Source organism: Streptomyces sp. NBC_00193, assembly GCF_026342735.1.
Taxonomy (GTDB): domain Bacteria; phylum Actinomycetota; class Actinomycetes; order Streptomycetales; family Streptomycetaceae; genus Streptomyces; species Streptomyces stoeckheimensis.
In genome coordinates, this window is record NZ_JAPEMM010000001.1 from 4,245,576 (window position 1) to 4,265,767 (window position 20,192).

The 20,192-nt window shown below is 70.3% G+C and carries 20 protein-coding genes; 8 read left to right on the forward strand and 12 right to left on the reverse strand.

Going from position 1 to position 20,192, the window contains the following annotated elements:
- The first annotated feature begins 7 nt into the window (after positions 1-7).
- From recO to OG898_RS18830, 3 genes are read left to right on the forward strand one after another with little or no spacing between them, the layout of a single operon-like run.
- Complete coding sequence (gene recO, locus OG898_RS18820) at positions 8-754, forward strand: DNA repair protein RecO (RefSeq protein WP_250754311.1); 747 nt, start codon at positions 8-10, stop codon at positions 752-754.
- Between the two features lie 11 nt (positions 755-765).
- Positions 766-1,593 carry an isoprenyl transferase gene (locus OG898_RS18825; RefSeq protein WP_250754309.1) on the forward strand — a complete coding sequence of 276 codons (828 nt, stop codon included), beginning with the start codon at positions 766-768 and terminating at the stop codon, positions 1,591-1,593.
- Positions 1,594-1,603: 10 nt separating this feature from the next.
- Complete coding sequence (locus tag OG898_RS18830; protein WP_266958136.1) at positions 1,604-2,116, forward strand: YcxB family protein; 513 nt, start codon at positions 1,604-1,606, stop codon at positions 2,114-2,116.
- Here the strand turns inward: OG898_RS18830 and OG898_RS18835 are convergent.
- The 4 genes from OG898_RS18835 to OG898_RS18850 are packed head-to-tail and all read right to left on the reverse strand — an operon-like array spanning position 2,113 to position 5,295.
- Positions 2,113-2,541, reverse strand: a complete 429-nt coding sequence (locus OG898_RS18835) for a Fur family transcriptional regulator (RefSeq protein ID WP_274552011.1) — start codon at positions 2,539-2,541, stop codon at positions 2,113-2,115. The genes OG898_RS18830 and OG898_RS18835 overlap by 4 nt on opposite strands.
- A 59-nt stretch (positions 2,542-2,600) precedes the next feature.
- On the reverse strand, positions 2,601-3,467 hold the full coding sequence (locus tag OG898_RS18840) for a metal ABC transporter permease (protein WP_266958138.1): 867 nt from the start codon (positions 3,465-3,467) through the stop codon (positions 2,601-2,603).
- The gene (locus OG898_RS18845; protein ID WP_250754302.1) at positions 3,467-4,258 is read right to left on the reverse strand and encodes a metal ABC transporter ATP-binding protein; all 792 of its coding nucleotides are present in this window, start codon (positions 4,256-4,258) and stop codon (positions 3,467-3,469) included. Before OG898_RS18845 ends, OG898_RS18840 begins: the two co-directional genes overlap by 1 nt.
- Before the next feature lie 35 nt (positions 4,259-4,293).
- Positions 4,294-5,295 (reverse strand): metal ABC transporter substrate-binding protein, encoded by a 1,002-nt coding sequence (locus OG898_RS18850; protein ID WP_266958141.1) that lies wholly within the window; start codon positions 5,293-5,295, stop codon positions 4,294-4,296.
- Positions 5,296-5,451: 156 nt separating this feature from the next.
- Here OG898_RS18850 and OG898_RS18855 point away from each other — a divergent pair, with 156 nt between their 5' ends.
- Complete coding sequence (locus tag OG898_RS18855; RefSeq protein WP_266958143.1) at positions 5,452-6,834, forward strand: glycine--tRNA ligase; 1,383 nt, start codon at positions 5,452-5,454, stop codon at positions 6,832-6,834.
- A 70-nt stretch (positions 6,835-6,904) separates the two neighbouring features.
- On the opposite strand, the gene OG898_RS18860 is transcribed toward OG898_RS18855, so the two are convergent.
- The 6 genes from OG898_RS18860 to OG898_RS18885 all read right to left on the reverse strand — a co-directional run bounded on the left by OG898_RS18860 (position 6,905) and on the right by OG898_RS18885 (position 10,844).
- Positions 6,905-7,633, reverse strand: coding sequence for a VC0807 family protein (locus tag OG898_RS18860; protein WP_266958145.1), 729 nt, complete (start codon positions 7,631-7,633; stop codon positions 6,905-6,907).
- Between the two features lie 124 nt (positions 7,634-7,757).
- Entirely contained in the window at positions 7,758-8,351 is a 594-nt protein-coding gene (locus tag OG898_RS18865) for a TetR family transcriptional regulator (protein WP_266958147.1), read from the reverse strand.
- A 21-nt stretch (positions 8,352-8,372) separates the two neighbouring features.
- A complete protein-coding gene (locus OG898_RS18870; RefSeq protein WP_266958148.1) occupies positions 8,373-9,434 on the reverse strand; it encodes an aldo/keto reductase in 1,062 nt (353 codons plus the stop codon).
- A 116-nt stretch (positions 9,435-9,550) separates the two neighbouring features.
- Positions 9,551-9,979 (reverse strand): MarR family winged helix-turn-helix transcriptional regulator, encoded by a 429-nt coding sequence (locus OG898_RS18875; RefSeq protein ID WP_266958149.1) that lies wholly within the window; start codon positions 9,977-9,979, stop codon positions 9,551-9,553.
- Positions 9,979-10,407, reverse strand: coding sequence for a polyketide cyclase (locus OG898_RS18880; RefSeq protein WP_266958150.1), 429 nt, complete (start codon positions 10,405-10,407; stop codon positions 9,979-9,981). The genes OG898_RS18875 and OG898_RS18880 overlap by 1 nt, the downstream gene beginning before the upstream one ends.
- Before the next feature lie 92 nt (positions 10,408-10,499).
- Positions 10,500-10,844, reverse strand: a complete 345-nt coding sequence (locus OG898_RS18885) for a DoxX family protein (RefSeq protein ID WP_266958152.1) — start codon at positions 10,842-10,844, stop codon at positions 10,500-10,502.
- Positions 10,845-10,934: 90 nt separating this feature from the next.
- Between OG898_RS18885 and OG898_RS18890 the strand changes: the two genes are divergently transcribed.
- Positions 10,935-11,390, forward strand: a complete 456-nt coding sequence (locus tag OG898_RS18890) for a MarR family winged helix-turn-helix transcriptional regulator (RefSeq protein ID WP_250754286.1) — start codon at positions 10,935-10,937, stop codon at positions 11,388-11,390.
- Between the two features lie 59 nt (positions 11,391-11,449).
- Here OG898_RS18890 and OG898_RS18895 read toward each other — a convergent pair whose 3' ends face one another.
- Positions 11,450-12,910, reverse strand: a complete 1,461-nt coding sequence (locus OG898_RS18895) for an MFS transporter (protein WP_266958154.1) — start codon at positions 12,908-12,910, stop codon at positions 11,450-11,452.
- Positions 12,911-12,974: 64 nt separating this feature from the next.
- Here OG898_RS18895 and dusB point away from each other — a divergent pair, with 64 nt between their 5' ends.
- The 3 genes from dusB (at position 12,975) to OG898_RS18910 (ending at position 18,775) form a co-directional block, all read left to right on the forward strand.
- Complete coding sequence (gene dusB / locus OG898_RS18900) at positions 12,975-14,117, forward strand: tRNA dihydrouridine synthase DusB (RefSeq protein ID WP_250754282.1); 1,143 nt, start codon at positions 12,975-12,977, stop codon at positions 14,115-14,117.
- 375 nt (positions 14,118-14,492) lie between these two features.
- Entirely contained in the window at positions 14,493-17,201 is a 2,709-nt protein-coding gene (ppdK, locus tag OG898_RS18905) for a pyruvate, phosphate dikinase (RefSeq protein WP_266958157.1), read from the forward strand.
- 488 nt (positions 17,202-17,689) lie between these two features.
- Entirely contained in the window at positions 17,690-18,775 is a 1,086-nt protein-coding gene (locus tag OG898_RS18910) for a helix-turn-helix transcriptional regulator (RefSeq protein ID WP_250752241.1), read from the forward strand.
- Positions 18,776-18,957: 182 nt separating this feature from the next.
- Here OG898_RS18910 and OG898_RS18915 read toward each other — a convergent pair whose 3' ends face one another.
- Positions 18,958-20,118 (reverse strand): alkaline phosphatase PhoX, encoded by a 1,161-nt coding sequence (locus OG898_RS18915; protein ID WP_266958160.1) that lies wholly within the window; start codon positions 20,116-20,118, stop codon positions 18,958-18,960.
- Positions 20,119-20,192 lie beyond the last annotated feature (74 nt).

Sequence of the window (20,192 nt, forward strand, 5' to 3'; positions counted from 1 at the left end):
GGAGTCCATGAGTCTGTTCCGCGACGACGGCATCGTGCTGCGCACCCAGAAGCTGGGTGAGGCGGACCGCATCATCACGCTCCTGACCCGTGGCCACGGCCGGGTCCGGGCCGTCGCCCGCGGCGTCCGGCGCACCAAGTCCAAGTTCGGCGCCGGGCTGGAACCTTTCTCCCACGCCGACGTGCAGTTCTTCTCGCGCAGCGGCGAACTGATCGGCCGCAGCCTGCCGCTCTGCACGCAGACCCAGATCATCGCCCCGTACGGCAACGGCATCGTCACCGACTACGCCCGCTACACCGCCGGCACCGCGATGCTGGAGACCGCCGAGCGGTTCACCGACCACGAGGGCGAGCCCGCCGTACAGCAGTACCTCCTGCTCGTCGGCGCCCTGCGCACCCTCTCGCGCGGCGAACACGCCCCCAACCTCATCCTCGACGCCTTCCTGCTGCGCTCCCTCGCCGTCAACGGCTACGCGCCCAGCTTCGACGACTGCGCGAAGTGCGGACTCCACGGCCCCAACCGGCACTTCTCCGTCGCCGCGGGCGGGGTCATATGCGGCGACTGCCGCGTTCCCGGCAGCGTCGTACCCTCGTCGGAGGCCATCGCCCTGCTCAGCGCCCTGCTGACGGGCGACTGGGGACATGCCGACGCGTGCGAGGCGCGTCACGTGCGGGAGGGCAGCGGGCTGGTATCCGCCTACTTGCACTGGCATCTGGAGCGCGGGCTACGCTCCCTTCGATACGTCGAGAAATAGGAGCTGGGCACATGGCACGACGCGGGATTCTGGGACGCTCTCGCCGCGAGTACAAGGTTCCCGAGCCGCACCCCTCCGGTGAGCGTCCGCCGAAGATCCCCGGTGACCTCATCCCCAACCACGTTGCGATCGTCATGGACGGCAACGGCCGCTGGGCCAAGGAGCGCGGGCTGCCGCGCACCGAGGGCCACAAGGTGGGCGAGGGTGTCGTACTCGACGTGCTCAAGGGCTGCCTGGAGATGGGCGTCAAGAACCTCTCCCTGTACGCCTTCTCGACGGAGAACTGGAAGCGCTCGCCCGACGAGGTGCGCTTCCTCATGAACTTCAACCGCGACGTCATCCGGCGCCGCCGCGACGAGATGAACGAGCTGGGCATCCGCATCCGCTGGACCGGCCGCATGCCGAAGATGTGGAAGTCGGTCGTCCAGGAGCTCCAGGTCGCACAGGAGCAGACCGTCGACAACGACGCGATGACCCTCTACTTCTGCGTCAACTACGGCGGCCGCGCCGAGATCGCGGACGCGGCGCAGGCCATCGCCCGCGATGTGGCGGCGGGGAAGCTGGACCCGTCGAAGGTCAACGAGAAGACCTTCGCCAAGTACATGTACTACCCGGACATGCCGGACGTGGACCTCTTCCTGCGCCCGAGCGGCGAGCAGCGCACCTCCAACTACCTGATCTGGCAGAGCGCGTACGCCGAGATGGTGTTCCAGGACACCTTGTGGCCCGACTTCGACCGCCGCGACCTGTGGGCGGCCTGCTACGAGTACGCCCAGCGCGACCGCCGCTTCGGCGGCGCGGTCCCGAACCAGGGGGAGGGTTCGGCCTCCGCCGGTTAGCCTCCAGGGCATGGACACCGGGGAGATGGCGCTCGACTACAGGCCGACGCACGACGACTACCGCACGGCGCTGCGGGCCTGGACCTTCGGGACCTGGCCCGGGCGCCGGGAGCTGGTCCTGCCTCCCGTGATGGCACTGGCCGGTGTGGTGGTGTACGCCTGGCTGCGCGGCTTCGATCCCGGCATCACCGGCATCGCGAGCGGCGTCGTGTTCCTCGTGGCGGTGACGGGAACGGTACGGGCACGGCGCAGGATCGCCCGCCAGAGCTACGCGGACGTCGAGCCGTACGGTGACTGCCGGACGGTGCTGGGCGAGGCCGGAGTCACCACCACGGGCACCGGTCCCGGCCGCTCGTCCGTCGACTGGCAGGCCCTGGCCGGGTACTGCGAGACGCCCGAGCTGTTCGTACTGACCGTGCGCCGGGGCCGTGCCGTCCTGGCGCTGCCCAAGCGGGGCACGTCCGGGCCCGCCGAGGCGGCGCGCGTACGGGCCCTGCTCGACGGCAAGCTGCGCCGGTTCTAGCCGGCGGCCGCGCAGTCCGCGCAGGTGCCGAAGATCTCCACCGTGTGGGCGACGTTCACGAAGCCGTGTTCCGCGGCGATGGCCTCGGCCCACTTCTCCACCGCCGGGCCCTCCACCTCGACGGCCTTGCCGCACTTGCGGCAGACCAGGTGGTGGTGGTGGTCCCCGGTGGAGCAGCGCCGGTAGACGGACTCGCCGTCGCTGGTGCGCAGCACGTCGACCTCGCCGGCGTCCGCGAGGGACTGCAGGGTGCGGTAGACGGTGGTCAGGCCCACGGAATCGCCACGGTGCTTGAGCATGTCGTGGAGTTCCTGGGCACTGCGGAACTCGTCCACCTCGTCCAGCGCGGCCGCTACGGCGGCTCGCTGCCGGGTGGATCGTCCTCGTACTGGCGCGGTGTTCATCTCGCCAGGCGCAGTCGCCACCGGTTCCTCCTCGTCTCGGCTGCGGCCCATTGTGCCAGGCGGCCGACCGCCCGAGGTCTTCAGACCTTTACGTCGTCCCGCGTACAGACTTCCTCGGCGGCGCGGGCGGCCCTGGCCCGGCGCCGGGCCAGCGGGGTGGACACCGCCGTCATCACCATGAAGACGGCGATGGCGAGCAGCACGATCGTGCCGCCGGAGGGTGCGTCGATGTAGTAGGTGGCGGCCGTGCCGGACAGCGAGACCAGTACGCCGATCACCATGGCCACCGTCAGGGTGGCGGTGAACCCGCGAGTGACGCGCTGGGCGGCCGCGACCGGGATCACCATCATGGCGCTGACCAGCAGCAGGCCGACGATGCGCATCGCGACGGTGACGGTGACGGCCGCGGTGACGGCCATCAGCAGGTTCAGGAAGCGCACCGGCAGGCCGGTGACCCGGGCGAACTCCTCGTCCTGGCAGACCGCGAACAGCTGGCGGCGCAGGCCCAGGGTGACGGCGACGACGAACAGGGCGAGGACCACGACCGCGGTGATGTCCTCGGCCGAGACCGTGGTGATGGAGCCGAACAGGTAGCTGGTCAGATTGGCCGTCGAGCCGCCCGGAGCCAGGTTGATGATCATGACGCCGCCGGCCAGGCCGCCGTAGAAGAGCATGGCCAGCGCGATGTCCCCGCTGGTCTTGCCGCGGGAGCGGATCAGCTCCATGCCGACCGCGCCGATGACCGCGACGAGGGTGGCCATCCACACCGGGCTCGTGTTGAGCAGGAAGCCGAGCGCGACACCCGTCATCGCCACGTGCCCGATGCCGTCGCCCATGACGGCCTGGCGGCGCTGCACGAGGTACGTGCCGATCGCGGGGGCCGTGATGCCGACGAGGGCGGCGGCGATGAGGGCCCGCTGCATGAAGGCGTAGTCGAGGAGGTCCATCAGCTCAGCAGTCCCGTCCGGAGCGGCTCGGCGTCGTGCGCAGAGTGGGGGTGTACGTGGTCGTGGCCGGGCAGCGCGTGCTGGCCCAGGGCCTCCGGGGGCGGGCCGTCGTGCGTGACGCAGCCGTCGCGCAGGACGACGGCGCGGTCGATGAGCGGCTCCAGCGGGCCCAGCTCGTGCAGGACGAGCAGCACGGTGGTGCCGGCGGCCACCTGGCTGCGCAGGGCGTTCGCCAGGACCTCCTGGTTGGCCAGGTCCACGCCGGCCATCGGCTCGTCCATGATCAGCAGCTCGGGTTCACCGGCGAGCGCACGGGCGATGAGCACCCGCTGGTGCTGACCGCCGGAGAGGGCGTTGACCGAGGCGTCGGCGTGGGAGCCCATGTCGACCAGGTCGAGCGCGCGCTCCACGGCGGCCTTGTCGGCCTTGCGCAGGAACCCGAAGCGGGTCCGGGCGAGCCGGCCGGCGGAGACGACCTCGCGGACGGTGGCGGGGACCCCGCTGGCGGCGGTGGTGCGCTGGGGCACGTAGCCGATGCGCGACCAGTCGCGGAAGCGCTTGAAGTCGGTGCCGAAGAGGGACAGGGCGCCGTCGCTCAGCGGGACCTGGCCGACCACGGCGCGGACGGCCGTGGACTTGCCGGAACCGTTGGCGCCGAGCAGGGCGACGACCTCACCGCTGCGGACGGTGAGGTCGATGCCGCGCAGCACGGGGCGCGAGCCGAGCGAGGCCGTGGCCCCGCGCAGGGATATGACGGGCTGGTCCAGGGCCTGGGTGGGCTTGGACTCCATGGCTCGCGCCTCCGATGCCGCTACTGCTGTTGCCATTACTTGGTGCCGAGTGCCTTCTGCAGGTTCTTCAGGTTGGCCCGCATGACCTCGAAGTAGTCAGCGCCCTGGGACTTGTCCGTGATTCCCTCCAGGGGATCCAGGACGTCGGTCTTCAGGCCGGTGTCGGCCGCGAGGGTCTTGGCCGTCTTGTCGCTGGCCAGGGTCTCGAAGAACACCGTCGACACATTGTCCTGCTTCGAGAGGGTCTGGAGCTCCTTCATCCGGGCCGGGCTGGGCTCGGACTCGGGGTCGACGCCGGAGATGCCCTCCTGGTCGAGGCCGTACCGCTCGGCGAGGTAGCCGAAGGCGGAGTGGGTGGTGATGAAGGTCTTGGAGGCCGTGTTCTTCAGGCCGTCCTTGAACTCGGTGTCGAGCGCGCCCAGTTTGGCGACGAGCTCGTCGGTGTTCTTCTTGTAGTCCGCCGCGTGGCCGGGGTCGGACTTCTCCAGGGCCGCGCCGACGCCCTTGGCGATCTCCGCGTACTTGACCGGGTCGAGCCAGACGTGCGGGTCCTCGCCGGCTTCACCGTGGTTGTGGCCGTCGCCCTCGACGTGCTCGGCGGCGTGCTCGTCGCCGTCGGTGTGCTCGTGACCCTCTTCGCCGTGGCCGGAGGTGCCGTGCACCTCCAGCTTGGTGAGGGTGGCGGCGTCGACGATGTTCTTCACGCCGGACTGGGCGACGGCCTTGTCGACGGCGGGCTGCAGCGTCTTGAGGTAGAGGACGACATCGGCCTCGCCGAGCTGCGCGGTCTGCTTCGGGGTGATCTCCAGGTCGTGCGGCTCGACGCCCGGCTTGGTGAGGGTGTCGACCTTCACGTGGTCCTTGCCGATCTGCTCGGCGAGGAACTGCATCGGATAGAACGACGCCATCACGTCGAGCTTGCCGTCCTTGGCTCCGGCGGCACCGGCCGTGCCCGAGCAGGCGGTGAGAGCCGTGGCGGCGAGGGCCACGGCTCCGGCGAGGGCGGCGGTCGGTATGAGGCGTCGTCGTACGTTCATGACATCCATTTTCATCAAAGATGGAAACGATTGTCAAAAACCCTGGTGGGAGGGGTGCGGAGGGCCTGGGGAGGGGGGTCCCGATTTGAAAGGGGGGGTGCGGGCGCCGGTAACCTTGAGGCTTCGCCGTTCGTCCTCGTAAATGAAGAGAGCACCGTGGCCGCCGACAAGATCGAAACCATCGTCAGCCTGAGCAAGCGCCGTGGCTTCGTTTTCCCGTGCAGTGACATCTACGGCGGCTCCAAGGCCGCCTGGGATTACGGTCCGCTCGGTGTCGAGCTCAAGGAGAACATCAAGCGCCAGTGGTGGAAGGCGATGGTCACCGGGCGTGAGGACATCGTCGGCCTCGACTCGTCCGTGATCCTGGCCCCCGAGGTCTGGGTGGCCTCCGGTCACGTCGGCACCTTCTCGGACCCGCTGACCGAGTGCACCTCCTGTCACAAGCGCCACCGCGCCGACCACCTGGAAGAGGCGTACGAGGCCAAGCACGGCCGCGTGCCCGCCAACGGTCTCGCCGACATCAACTGCCCCAACTGCGGCGTGAAGGGCCAGTTCACCGAGCCCAAGCAGTTCTCCGGCATGCTGGAGACCCACCTCGGCCCCACCCAGGACACCGGCTCCAAGGCGTACCTGCGCCCCGAGACGGCCCAGGGCATCTTCACCAACTTCGCCCACGTGATGACCACCTCGCGCAAGAAGCCCCCCTTCGGCATCGCGCAGATGGGCAAGTCCTTCCGCAACGAGATCACCCCCGGCAACTTCATCTTCCGCACCCGCGAGTTCGAGCAGATGGAGATGGAATTCTTCGTCAAGCCGGGCGAGGACGAGCAGTGGCAGGAGTACTGGATGCAGGAGCGGTGGAACTGGTACCGCGACCTCGGCATCCGCGAGGAGAACATCCGCTGGTACGACCACCCGAAGGAGAAGCTGTCCCACTACTCGAAGCGCACCGCCGACATCGAGTACCGCTTCAACTTCGGTGGCAATGAGTTCTCCGAGCTCGAAGGCGTGGCCAACCGCACCGACTTCGACCTCAAGGCCCACTCCGCCGCCTCCGGCTCGGAGCTCGTGTACTTCGACCAGGAGACCAAGGAGAAGTACACCCCGTACGTCATCGAGCCGGCGGCCGGCGTCAACCGCGCCATGCTCGCCTTCATGCTCGACGCGTACAACGAGGACGAGGCCCCCAACGCCAAGGGCGTCATGGAGAAGCGCACCGTGATGCGCCTCGACCCGCGCCTGGCCCCGGTCAAGGTCGCCGTCCTGCCGCTGTCCCGCAACGCGCAGCTGTCGCCGAAGGCCAAGGGCCTCGCCGCCGACCTGCGCAAGTTCTGGAACATCGAGTTCGACGACGCGGGCGCCATCGGCCGCCGCTACCGTCGCCAGGACGAGATCGGTACGCCGTTCTGCGTCACCGTCGACTTCGACACCCTGGACGACAACGCGGTGACCGTGCGCGAGCGCGACACCATGAAGCAGGAGCGCGTCTCCCTGGACCAGATCCAGACCTACCTCGGCAGCCGCCTGCTCGGCTGCTAGGTTCGCGCCGCAGATGCGGCAGTGGCCCGGTGCGCATCGCGCACCGGGCCACTGCCGTCCTCCGGGCCGGTCATGCGGGCGCCGGACTGCCGGTCTCCGCGGCTGCCGCCGCCGCTGCGGCCGCTGCCCTGGCCTCACCCTCGGCCTGGCTGCGCTTCGAGAAGCGGATGGTCCAGACGATCAGCGAGACCAGGAACCCGTAGATCAGGACGGGGCTGACCCAGACCATCGTGTCGACGCTCAGCGTGTACGCCAGCACCACCCGCAGCGCGGCCTCCACCAGGTACGCGACGCCCCAGACGGTGGTCATCCGCCGCATCGCCTTGCGGAAGTCGGGGTACTGCCAGAGCCCGTTGAAGTACGCCACGCCTTCCTTGGTCCCGTCGGTCCCGAACTTGCGGCCGAAGTAGAACATCAGCGGCCGGGGCGTGAACAGGGTGGCGACGCAGAGCGCGCCGAACAGACCCGTCACTCCCGAGTCCTTGACGAGCAGGGCGCGCGCCGAGTGCGTACCGATCAGCGCGACGAGAGCGGTGATCACCAGGAAGACCAGGGTGACCACGGCGAACTCGTCGACCTTGCGGCGCCAGGCGAGGTGGACGACGGAGTCGACCACCGGCCAGATGCCGCTGACCAGGAGCGCGGCGAACTCGCTCCAGCCCCGGTCGGTGAGCATGTTGTACGTGAGGATCGGCGCGACCACGTTGAACCCGATGGTCAGGATCCAGCCGATCGCGGCGGCGGCTCCGGACCGGGCCGGCGGCCCGGACGGTGCTGCCGGTTCTTGCTGAGTGGACAAGGTTCCCCCTGGAACAGACCTGACGGTGTGCGGTAAGGGGGAACGTAGGAACACGGCGGGTGCGCGGCAAGGGTCCGCCGCCCCAAATGATGATCAAGCTGTCCGGAGCGGCCGGTTCCAGGGGTCAGGCGCGCAGGCCCCGGATGACCAGGGCGGTGACCGCCTCGAACTCCGCGGTGATGGTCGGCTTGAGCCAGTCCGCCGCGTACTGCGGATCGTGGAAGCGGCCGGTGGCGTCGAACACCGCGCGCGCGGCGGCCGGTACGTCGGGCGCGCTGAGCGATCCCGCCGCGACCCCCTCGCCGATGATCCGGGACAGCTGCTCGATCAGCTGGGTCAGATGCTGCTCCACCACGCCGCTGCTCTCGTCCAGCAGCACGATGTACGTCGCGAACAGCTCAGGGTCGTCACCCGCCTTGTGGCGCTTGGCCTCGAACAGCGCCTCCAGCCACGACTCCAGCTTGGAGGGGGCGGGCTCGGCCGGGGCCGAGGCGATCTCCTCCAGCATGACCACGCTCTTGGCGAGCCAGCGGTCCGTGACGGCCTCGCGCAGCGCGGCCTTCGACGGGAAGTGCCGGTACACGCTGCCGTGGCTGACGCCCAGGGCGCGCGCCACGTCCACCACGGTCGCCTTGGTCGGGCCGAAGCGGCGCAGCACCTCCTCGGTGGTTTCGAGGATGCGCTCGGGGGTGAGGGGCTCGGCGGCTGCGGGTGGCATGAGTACGACCGTACAGCCGGATCAGTGCTCGCTGTCCAGGTGGGCCATCTGCGCCGCCGGGTACCGCTCGCCGGCGGCCGCACCGGCCGGGACCGCGTCCTCGATGGCGGCCAGATCGGCGGGGGTCAGGGTGACCTGAAGGGCGCCCAGCGCCTCGCCGAGCCGGTCGCGGGTGCGGGCGCCGACCAGGGGCACGATGTCCTCGCCCCGGGAGAGCACCCAGGCGATGGCCGTCTGGGCGACGGTGACGCCCTTCTCGTCGGCGACCTTGCGCAGGGCGTCGACCAGGTCGAGGTTCCGGTCGAGGTTCCCGCCCTGGAAGCGCGGGCTCATCCCGCGGAAGTCGCCCGGAGCCAGCGCCCGGTCGCGGGTGAAGTGGCCGCTGATCAGGCCGCGGGACAGGACGCCGTACGCCGTGACGCCGATGCCGAGCTCGCGGGCGGTCGGCAGGATCTCCTCCTCGATGCCGCGGGAGATGAGGGAGTACTCGATCTGGAGGTCGGCGATCGGAGCGACGGCGGCGGCCCGGCGCAGCGTGTCCGCGCCGACCTCGGAGAGCCCGATGTGCCGGACGTGCCCGGCGGTGACGGCCTCGGCGATCGCGCCGACGGTCTCCTCGATCGGCACGTCGGGGTCCACCCGGGCGATGCGGTAGACGTCGATGTGGTCCCGGCCGAGCCGCTGGAGCGAATAGGCCAGGAAGTTCTTGACGGCCTCCGGCCGCCCGTCGTACCCGGTGAAGCCGCCCTCGACCGTGCGCAGGGCGCCGAACTTCACGCTGGTCAGTGCCTGGTCGCGGGCCGCGACGGGGGCGGTGCGCAGGGCTTCGTTGATGAGGAGCTCGTTGTGCCCCATGCCGTAGAAGTCGCCCGTGTCGAGGAGGGTGACCCCGGCGTCGAGGGCGGCGTGGATGGTGGCGAGGGACTCCGCCCGGTCGGCTTCGCCGTAGAGGGCGGACATCCCCATGCAGCCCAGCCCCAGCGGGAAGACGCCGGGCCCGGTGCTGCCGAGGGTGCGGGCGGCGGCCTGTGCGGTGCCGGCCTGTGCGGTGCCGGTCTTCGAGGTGCTCTGGTTCGTCGTCATGGAACGAGAATGGCATGACGGATGACAGATTTCAATATCTGTCACTCGTTCGCGCAAGGAAGCCCCGCCCGCAAGGCGGACGGGGCTGGGTGGGGAGGGGTGGGGAGGAGGCGGCGTCAGGATTCGGGGTGGGCCAGGCGGCTCAGCAGGGTGACGGCGTCCCCTCGGGCGACCGGCCGGAAGAACTCCTCGTCGACCCCCTCGACGGCGGCGATCGCCCGCGGCGCCAGCTCGGCCCCGGCCGCGGTGACCCGCAGCCGCTTGGCGCGGGTGTCCGCCGGATCGACCTCGCGGGCGAGGAGCCCCTTCTGTTCCAGGGTGCGCACCACCTGGGAGGTCATCTTCACGTCGGTGCCCGCCTGGCGCGCCAGCGCCTGCTGGTTGGGCTGCTCGCCCTGCTCGTTGAGCCACCAGGCACAGGCGAGGAGGACGAACTGCACGTGGGTCAGGCCCAGGGGGCCCAGTGCCGCGGCGATGCTCCGCTGCCAGCGCAGGGTGGCGTGCCAGAGGAGGAAACCGGGGCTCTCGCCGGGGGTCAGGGCCATCAGCCCTGGGCCGTCCGGACCAGCGCGGCCATGGTCTCGGGCCAGTCGGCCGTGATGGCCGGCCCGATCTCCGGGCCCGCCTCGGCGGCGCCCTCGCCGCTGATCTCCATCCGGTACACCACCCGGCTGAGCGCCGGGTCGAGCGCCGGGCCGAGCCGCTCGATCCGATGGGCGGTCCGCAGGACCAGGCCGCCGAAGCGCGCCTCGTCGACGAACATCTCGCCCTCGACGGCCTCGGTGACGAGCAGTTCCACCGGGTCCTGGCCGGCCGGGGTCATGGTGATCTCCGCGCCCGCCGCGAAGGGGCCCCGGAGCTCGATCTCCTCGATGTCGGCGTTCCAGGTGCCCCAGTTCTCGACGTCGGCCCACAGGGCCCAGATCGCCTCGGGTGCGGCGGTGGTCTCGATGCCGTGCTCGTACTCCCACATGGGGGCCTCCTGGTAGACATTCTTCGCGCAGACTATCTGCGCGAAGAATAAGTGTCCAGGAGGCCGGGGCAGGGGCTGCGGCGCAGGGTGCGTCAGGCCGCCGCGCGCAGGACCAGGGCGGCGACCGCGACCAGGGCGAGGACGGCCGCGGGGGCGAAGTCGTAGTCCTTCGCGCGCACGTGGGTGAGGATCGCGCCGAGGAAGTAGAGGGTCACGCCGATGGCGGCGGCGATGCCCAGCGGGGTCAGCCACAGGCCCGCGACCAGGCCTATCGCGCCGGCCGCCTTGAGGGTGGCCAGCCGGGGGAGCCAGGAATCGGGCACCCCGACCTTCCTCATGCTCTCGGTGATCGCGGGGTTGCGCTGGAGTGTGAAGGTCGCGGACGCGGCGAGCGTGAGCGCGAGCAGTCCGGCGACGACGGCATAGGCGATGAACATGGCGGGCTCCAACGATCGGCGATGTAGAACCATTGAATACCATCAACGATCGGCAGGGCGCAATCATTTCCCGGTTGTTACGATGTGGACATGACGGCGCCTCAGGACCCCACGCACCCGCCGCAGCGGCTGGGCATGCTGCTGGCCTGGCACGGATCGGTCACTCAGACCCGCATGAAGAAGGCGCTCAGCGCCGCCGGACTCACCCCGCGCCACGCGATGACCCTGACGTACCTGGACGGTGGCCCGGTCGGCCAGCGCGCGCTGGCGGAGCGGCTGGAGGTGGATCCGAGCGTGCTCGTCGGGATCCTCAACGACCTCGAGGGCGACGGACTCGTCGAGCGCCGCCGGGACCCGGCCGACCGCCGCCGCCACAACGTGGCCATCACCGACGCCGGCACCACGGCCCTCGCGAAGACGAACGCGGCCCTCGACGCGGTGGAAGTCGGACTGTTCGCCCGGCTCTCGGACCGGGACCAGGAAGCGCTGCGCGGCCTGCTCGACCGGATCGACTCGCACGGCGACGACTTCGCCTGCGACGAGTAGCGCGCCGGCGAGGGGACACCGGCCAGGAGGCGCGGACCAGGAGGCGCGGGCGCCCCGCCTCAGCGCCGCGGTGCGGCGTCCGTACGCGCGGAGCCGGACTGCGGCTCCAGGGCGCGGGCCGTGCGCAGGGCCGTCTCCCGGGCCCAGCCGCCACTGGTGGCGAAGCCGACGCACAGGACGAGCAGTCCGCACGCCGTGATGATCCACCAGGCGGGCCGGGCCGCGGCCGTGAACGCGGCGGCGGAACCGGATCCGCCGGCCATCCCGGCGGCCAGGACCGCGCCCACGATCGCCACGCCCAGCGCCCCGCCGGTCTGCCTGCTGGTGGAGGCCACCGCGGCGGCCACGCCGGCCTGGGCGCGGGGCATCCCGGAGACGGCGGTGTTCGTGATCGGCGCGTTGACCAGGCCGAACCCGATGCCGAAGAGCACGTACCCGCAGAACAGCATCGGCGTCGAGTTCTCGGCCGAGAACGCCGCGAACAGCAGCCCGCTCGCCCCCATGGTCACGCCCGCGACCAGCAGCGGGAGCCGCGGTCCCCGGGTGGCGACGAGCCGTCCCGACACGGGGGCGCAGAGGAAGGCGAAGGCCGCCATGGGCAGCATGTACAGGCCGGCGTCCAGGGCGTCGAGGCCCCGTACGTCCTGGAGGTACAGGGTGTTCAGGAACAGGAACCCGGACAGCGCGGCGAAGGCGCTGACCGCGATCACCGTGGCCCCGCTGAAGGGGGCGCTGCGGAAGAACCGCGGGTCGATCAGGGGCTCCGCGCGCCGGGACTCGTAGGCCAGCAGCCCGGCCAGGGACAGGACGGCGACGAGCGCGCAGCCCAGGATCAGCGGGGAGCGCAGTCCCGCGGCGGGGGCCTCGATGATCCCGAACGTGACCGAGCCGAGCAGCCCCATGACCAGCAGCTGCCCGACCGGGTCCGGGCGGCGCGGGTGGTCGGCCCGGGACTCCGGGATGTAGCGCAGGGTCAGTACGAGGGCGACGATGCCGACGGGGAGGTTGATCCAGAAGATCGACCGCCAGCCGACCGAGTCCACGAGCAGGCCGCCGATCAGCGGGCCGGCGGCCATGGAGATGCCGACGACCGCCCCCCAGACGCCGATGGCACGGGCGCGCTCGCGCGGTTCGGTGAAGGTGTTGGTGATGATCGACATGGCGACCGGGTTGAGCATCGAGCCGCCGACGGCCTGGATCATCCGGAAGGCGATCAGCCAGCCCAGGCTCGGCGCGAGCGAGCAGAGCACCGAGCCGGCGGTGAAGAGCACGACACCGGCGATGAAGACCTTGCGGCGGCCGATCCGGTCCGCGGTGGAGCCCGCCAGCATCAGGAGCGAGGCCAGGACCAGCGTGTACGCGTCGATCGTCCACTGCATGCCGGCCACGGAGGCGTCCAGATCGCGGCGCATGGAGGGGAGGGCGACGTTCAGGACGGTGTTGTCGAGACTGACGATGAGCAGGCTCATGCAGCAGATCGTCAGGATCAGCAGGCGCCGCCGCTGGGTCAACTCGTCCATGATGCCGATAGTACGCCTAACTAACGACATGCGATCAACGGCACGGCTGAGCCACAATGGGGGGATGACCACGCTCCCCCCGCCTCTCGCGATCGGCCCGCACACCGTGCAGCCCCCGGTGGTGCTCGCGCCGATGGCCGGCATCACCAATGCCCCGTTCCGTACGCTGTGCCGCGAGTTCTCGGGCGGCAAGGGGCTGTTCGTGAGCGAGATGATCACGACCCGGGCCCTGGTCGAGCGCAACGAGAAGACCATGCAGCTGATCCACTTCGACGAGACCGAGAAGCCCCGCTCGATCCAGCTGTACGGAGTCGACCCCGCGACGGTCGGCAAGGCGGTCCGCATGATCGTCGAAGAGGACCGCGCCGACCACATCGACCTCAACTTCGGCTGCCCGGTGCCCAAGGTCACCCGCAAGGGTGGCGGCTCGGCCCTGCCGTACAAGCGCAACCTGCTGCGCGCGATCCTGCGCGAGGCCGTCGCGGGCGCCGGTGACCTGCCGGTGACGATGAAGATGCGCAAGGGCATCAACGACGACCACCTCACCTACCTCGACGCCGGCCGGATCGCCGTCGAGGAGGGCATCACCGCCATAGCCCTGCACGGCCGCACCACCGCCCAGCACTACGGCGGCACCGCCGACTGGGATGCCATCGCACGGCTCAAGGAGCACGTGCCGGAGATCCCGGTGCTCGGCAACGGCGACATCTGGTGTGCCGAGGACGCGCTGCGGATGGTCCGCGAGACCGGCTGCGACGGGGTGGTCGTGGGACGCGGCTGCCTGGGGCGGCCGTGGCTGTTCAACGACCTGGTCGCGGCCTTCGAGGGGCGCCCGGAGGACTTCCACAAGCCGACGCTGCGGGAGGTCGGGCAGACCATGCTCCGCCACGCCCAGCTGCTGGGGGAGTGGATCGGCGACGAGGCGCGCGGGGTGATCGACTTCCGTAAGCACGTGGCCTGGTACACCAAGGGCTTCTCGGTGGGCTCGGAGATGCGGCAGAAGCTCGCCGTCACCTCCTCCCTGGCCGAGCTGGACGCTCATCTGAGCGAGCTGGACTTGGACCAGCCCTGGCCGGACAGCGCGGACGGTCCGCGGGGCCGTACGTCCGGAAACAACCGGGTTGTCCTGCCCGAGGGCTGGTTGAAGGATCCGTACGACTGCGCGGGCGTGAGCGAGGAAGCCGAACTGGACACGTCCGGAGGCTGAGAATCGGGTGGCAAAACGTGCCGTGGGTGGCGTGACATACGCCACGCATGGGTGAGGTTTCGCTCAGATGAGCGCAATGGTCACGGGTAAGACTTTCAAAGGGTGGCACTGGGTGCCACCCTTTGTTCGTTCAAGTATTGAACGCAAATGTATCGATGATCGCTCATCGGAGCGGAAACAGGCCTCAGTGAGCATCCCATCCTTCGGGAACTGAAGGCTCTTCGTATGTTTCGGCTACTCGCCAGTTACATTCGATTGGCTGGCACCCAGGTGGTTACGGCCACATGACCGCCAAGTGGACGTACCCATAAGCCTTCGATCTGGGTATGTTCCTGGCCGTCAGGGCAGCCACCGAGCCTCGAGGAGTCGAGACCCGTGTCGGAAAACAAAGATCAGAAGTTCGTCTACGACTTCACGGAGGGCAACCGCGACCTCAAGGACCTTCTCGGCGGCAAGGGTGCCAACCTCGCCGAGATGACCAACCTGGGTCTGCCGGTCCCTCCCGGCTTCACCATCACCACCGAGGCCTGCAAGGTCTACCTCGACAGCGGCGAGGCCCCGGCCGAGCTGCGCGAAGAGGTCAGCGCGCACCTCGCCGCCCTCGAGGCGAAGATGGGCAAGAAGCTCGGCCAGTCGGACGACCCGCTGCTGGTCTCCGTGCGTTCCGGCGCGAAGTTCTCCATGCCGGGCATGATGGACACGGTCCTCAACATCGGCCTCTCCGACGAGTCCGTCGCCGGTCTCGCCACCCAGGCCGGCAACGAGCGCTTCGCGTGGGACTCGTACCGCCGCCTGATCCAGATGTTCGGCAAGACCGTCCTGGACGTGGACGGCGAGCTCTTCGAGGAAGCCCTCGACGAGGCCAAGGCCGCCAAGAAGGTCACCGTCGACACCGACCTCGACGCCGCCGACCTCAAGAAGCTGGTCACCCGCTTCAAGAAGATCGTCGCCAAGCAGGCCGGCCGCGAGTTCCCGCAGGACGCCCGCGAGCAGCTCGACCTCGCCGTCGAAGCGGTCTTCAACTCGTGGAACACCGACCGCGCCAAGCTCTACCGCCGCCAGGAGCGCATCCCGAGCGACCTGGGCACCGCGGTCAACATCTGCTCCATGGTCTTCGGCAACCTGGGCCCCGACTCGGGCACCGGCGTCGCCTTCACCCGCGACCCGGCCACCGGCCACGCGGGCGTCTACGGCGACTACCTCCAGAACGCCCAGGGCGAGGACGTGGTCGCGGGCATCCGCAACACCGTGCCGCTCGCGGACCTGGAGACCATCGACAAGGTCTCGTACGACCAGCTCATGACGATCATGACGACGCTGGAGACCCACTACAAGGATCTCTGCGACATCGAGTTCACCATCGAGCGCGGCCAGCTGTGGATGCTCCAGACCCGCGTCGGCAAGCGCACCGCCGGCGCCGCCTTCCGCATCGCCACCCAGCTCGTCGACCAGGGCCTCATCGACGAGGCCGAGGCCCTCCAGCGCGTCAACGGCGCCCAGCTCGCGCAGCTGATGTTCCCGCGCTTCGACGAGGGCGCCAAGACCACCCTGCTGGGCCGCGGCATCGCCGCCTCCCCGGGCGCGGCCGTCGGCAAGGCCGTCTTCGACTCCTACACGGCCGTCAAGTGGTCCCGCTCCGGCGAGAAGGTCATCCTGATCCGCCGCGAGACCAACCCCGACGACCTGGACGGCATGATCGCCTCCGAGGGCATCCTGACCTCGCGCGGCGGCAAGACCTCGCACGCGGCCGTCGTCGCCCGCGGCATGGGCAAGACCTGCGTCTGCGGCGCCGAGGACCTGGAAGTCGACACCAAGCGCCGCCGCATGACGGTCGGCGGAACGGTCGTCGAAGAGGGCGACGTCGTCTCCATCGACGGCTCCACCGGCAAGGTCTACCTCGGTGAGGTACCCGTCGTACCGTCCCCGGTCGTCGAGTACTTCGAGGGCCGCATGCACGCCGGCGCCGACGACGCCGACGAGCTCGTCGCCGCCGTGCACCGGATCATGGCCTACGCGGACCGCGTCCGCCGCCTGCGCGTGCGCGCCAACGCCGACAACGCCGAGGACGCACTGCGCGCCCGCCGCTTCGGCGCCCAGGGCATCGGCCTGTGCCGCACCGAGCACATGTTCCTCGGCGAGCGCCGCGAACTGGTGGAGCGACTGATCCTCGCGGACACCGACGACGAGCGCGAGGAGGCACTCAGTGCCCTCCTGCCGCTGCAGAAGAAGGACTTCGTCGAGCTGTTCGAGGCGATGGACGGGCTGCCCGTCACCGTCCGCCTGCTCGACCCGCCGCTGCACGAGTTCCTGCCCGACATCACCGAGCTGTCGGTGCGCGTCGCCCTCGCCGAGTCCCGCAAGGACGCCAACGAGAACGACCTGCGCCTGCTCCAGGCCGTGCACAAGCTGCACGAGCAGAACCCGATGCTGGGTCTGCGCGGCGTCCGCCTCGGCCTGGTCATCCCCGGCCTGTTCAAGATGCAGGTCCGGGCGATCGCCGAGGCCGCGGCCGAGCGCAAGAACGCCAAGGGCGACCCGCGCGCCGAGATCATGGTCCCGCTCGTGGGCACCGTCCAGGAGCTGGAGATCGTCCGCGAGGAGGCCGACGCGGTCATCGCCGAGGTGGAGGCCGCCACCGGCACCGACCTCAAGCTGACCATCGGCACCATGATCGAGCTGCCCCGCGCCGCCCTCACGGCCGGCCAGATCGCCGAGGCCGCGCAGTTCTTCTCCTTCGGCACGAACGACCTGACCCAGACCGTGTGGGGCTTCTCCCGCGACGACGTCGAGGCCAGCTTCTTCACCGCCTACCTGGAGAAGGGCATCTTCGGGGTCTCTCCCTTCGAGACCATCGACCGCGACGGCGTCGGCACGCTGGTCCGCAGCGCCGTCGAGGCCGGCCGGGCCACCCGCCCCGACCTCAAGCTCGGCGTCTGCGGAGAGCACGGCGGCGACCCCGAGTCCGTCCACTTCTTCCACGAGGTCGGTCTGGACTACGTCTCCTGCTCGCCGTTCCGGATCCCGGTCGCGCGCCTGGAGGCCGGCCGCGCCGCCGCCGACGCGAAGGGCAGCGACAGCCGCTGACCCCTCCACGGCCCCGCTGCAGGGGCCCCCACTGACCGCGCCTGCCCCCGGGTTCCCTGACGTCCGGTGGCAGGCGCGTCTATTTCCCCGGCGTTCCCCGGCCTTCCCCGGCGTTCGAGGGCGTTCCCCGCTGTTGCCGGGCGGCGTTCCCCGGTGTTCCCGGGGCTCAGTATTGGTTCAATGTTGTTCCAGATGCCTTAACGGCAACAGGCGGTGGACGGATCCCCACCCGTCCACCGCCTGTCGCCAATCCGCCGGACACGTCGGCGCTTCCCGGTGCGACCGACCGCCAGGCCCCGCAAAGCCCCCCACGGCCTTCGCGGAGCGTTTCGGTCGCGCCGGAGTGTGCCCGGCGGAGTACAGGATTTCGGTTGTCACACCTTCGCCGAAAGGGGTTTCAACTGTGGCTGAAAGGCCATGGTGACCACGTGTGACGGCGTGCATACTCGAGGGGCGGGGGGATTGCGGTTGCACAGGTGGGGGTTCGGGTGCTGCGTATCCATTTCACTGGAGTGGACCTCGCGCGCGTAAGGATGGCAGGGCGTCCCGATGCGTTGTGGGAAACGATTCTGAGTTTTCACCGTTTACGAGACCGGCGGGATACCCGCCTCTTCGGCGATTGGCGTGCGGAAACACGCACCAGGTTGAATGGTGAAACACGACTTCTCGGTGCACTGATACCGAGCCGCGGGTATTTCCCCGATTTCCTGACCCCCACGGAGGGGCAGTACGGGTGGGACGTGGGCCTCGACGCCCTCCGCGGGATCCGCCCCGAGCGGCTGCGCCGCGAGCTCGTCCTGCTCGGCCGGGGCGTGGAGGCCGGCTCCGGCATGGCCGCGGCCTTCGGGATGCCTGCGGCGGCCGGCGGGAGCGCGTACCGCGGCCCGGAGACCCTGGTCCCCCGGCGCCTGCGGGACTTCATGGAGGGGGACACCGCGCATCTGCCCCGGCTGCTGGGGGAGCTGCGCGGGTACCACCGGGCGGCCGTGGAGCCGTACTGGAGCCACATCCAGGCGCAGATCGAGGCCGAGCGGGCCGCGCGGGGGCGGGCGCTGCTCGACGGCGGAGCGGACGAGCTGCTGGCCTCGCTGCCGCCGATGCTGCGGTGGCGGGCTCCGGTGCTGGAGTGCGACTACCCCGTGGACCGGGACGTACGGCTACGGGGGCGCGGGCTGCTGCTCCAGCCCTCCTTCTTCTGCCGGCGCACGGCGGTGACCCTGCACGATCCGGAGCTGGCGCCCGTGCTGGTGTATCCGGCGGCGGCCGAGTCCTCCTCGGCCCAGGCCGGCGGCGAGGCGGCCCGGCCGGCGGAGGAGCGGCGCCGGCACCGCCAGCACACCCTGGGCAAGCTCGTCGGGCACACCCGGTCGGTGGTGCTCCAGGCGATCGGCGACGGGGCCACCACGAGCGAGCTGGCGCGCCGGGCCGGGGTCTCGCTGGCCTCCGCGAGCCAGCACGCGGGGGTCATGCGGGAGGCCGGGCTGGTCACCACGCTGCGGCGGGGCAACGCCGTGCTGCACACGGTGACGCCGCTCGGCGCTGCGCTGCTCAAGGGTGGGGCCGTGGTGTCGTGACGCGCCGCACCCCGGCGGGTTCGTGACCCGTCGGGGTGCGGTTGCCGGTGCGGTGCGGCGCCGTTGCCGGGGGCTCCGCCCCCGGCACCCCGCGCCTCAAACGCCGGCGGGGCTGGATTTGGCCGCGCCGGAGCTGGATTTGGGCCTGCCGGAGCTGGATCTGGGCCTGCCGCGGGCTGTGATCAGGTCCGGAACGGGCCCGTGACCTCGTACGTGATGCCGCCCGTCGAGCTGCCGCTCGTGCCGCGCTGGCTGCTGAAGTAGAGGCGGTTGCCGGCGGGGGAGAAGGCGGGGCCGGTGATCTCCGAGGAGGACTGGCCGGTGACCCGGAGGAAGGGGGCGACCACGTCGTCCGGGGTGATCACGCAGATCTCCAGGTTGCCGCCGTCCTCGGCGACGTACAGGTCGCCGTACGAGGAACCCGTGACGTTGTCGACGCCCGTCAGGGGGGCGTTGCCGCCGGGGACCAGGGAGTCGTCGTAGGCCAGCTCGTAGGTGCTGTTCGCGAGGTTGAGCTGCCAGACCCGGTTGTCGCCCTTGGTCGTGAACCACACGGTGTCGTTGGCGTAGTGGCAGCCCTCGCCGCCGTTGAACTTCTTCGAGCCCGAGACCTGGGTCCGCGTGGTGGTCGGCGAGCCGTCCGGGTCCGGGACGTTGGCCCAGGTGAAGGAGCCGGAGGTGGCCGTGCCGGCCTTGAGGACCTGGAGGGTGCCGGAGGAGAGGTTGCCCCAGGTGGTGGGGATGAAGCGGTAGAAGCAGCCGCTGGTCTCGTCCTCGGTCAGGTAGATGACCTGGCGCACCGGGTCGGCGGCGGCCGCCTCGTGCTTGAAGCGGCCCATCGCGGGGCGCTGCACGGCCGCGTTCACGCCGTAGGGGTCGGTCTCGTAGACGTAGCCGAGGCTGACCTCCTCGCAGGACAGCCAGGTGTTCCACGGGGTCTTGCCGCCCGCGCAGTTCTGGCGGGTGTTGGAGAGGATCCGGTAGGCGCCGGTGATGGAGCCGGAGGAGTTGAACTTCACCGCGCTCGCACCGCCGGAGGGGTTGATCTCCGAGTTCGACACGTAGATCCAGCCCGTGCCGTCGGCGAAACAGGCGCCGCCGTCGGGGGCGCTGTGCCAGGTGTACGAGGTGCCGCCGACGGTCTGGCCGGAGCGCGCGATCACCCGGCTGCTGAAGCCGGCGGGCAGCATGATGCCGTTGGCGTCGGCGGCGCCGAGCGCCCCGTAGGGTCCGGCGCCGGGCTGGGCGGGGGCCGCGTAGGCCGCGCCGTGCATCAGCGTGCCGCCGAAGGCGGCGGCGGAGGAGCCGATGACGGCTCCGCGAAGGAAGGTACGACGTTCCACGGTCACTCCTGTGGGAGGAGAGGCTCCGCGCCCGGTCGGGCGGGGAGTCACGCACGCGTCGAGGAACTTAGAAC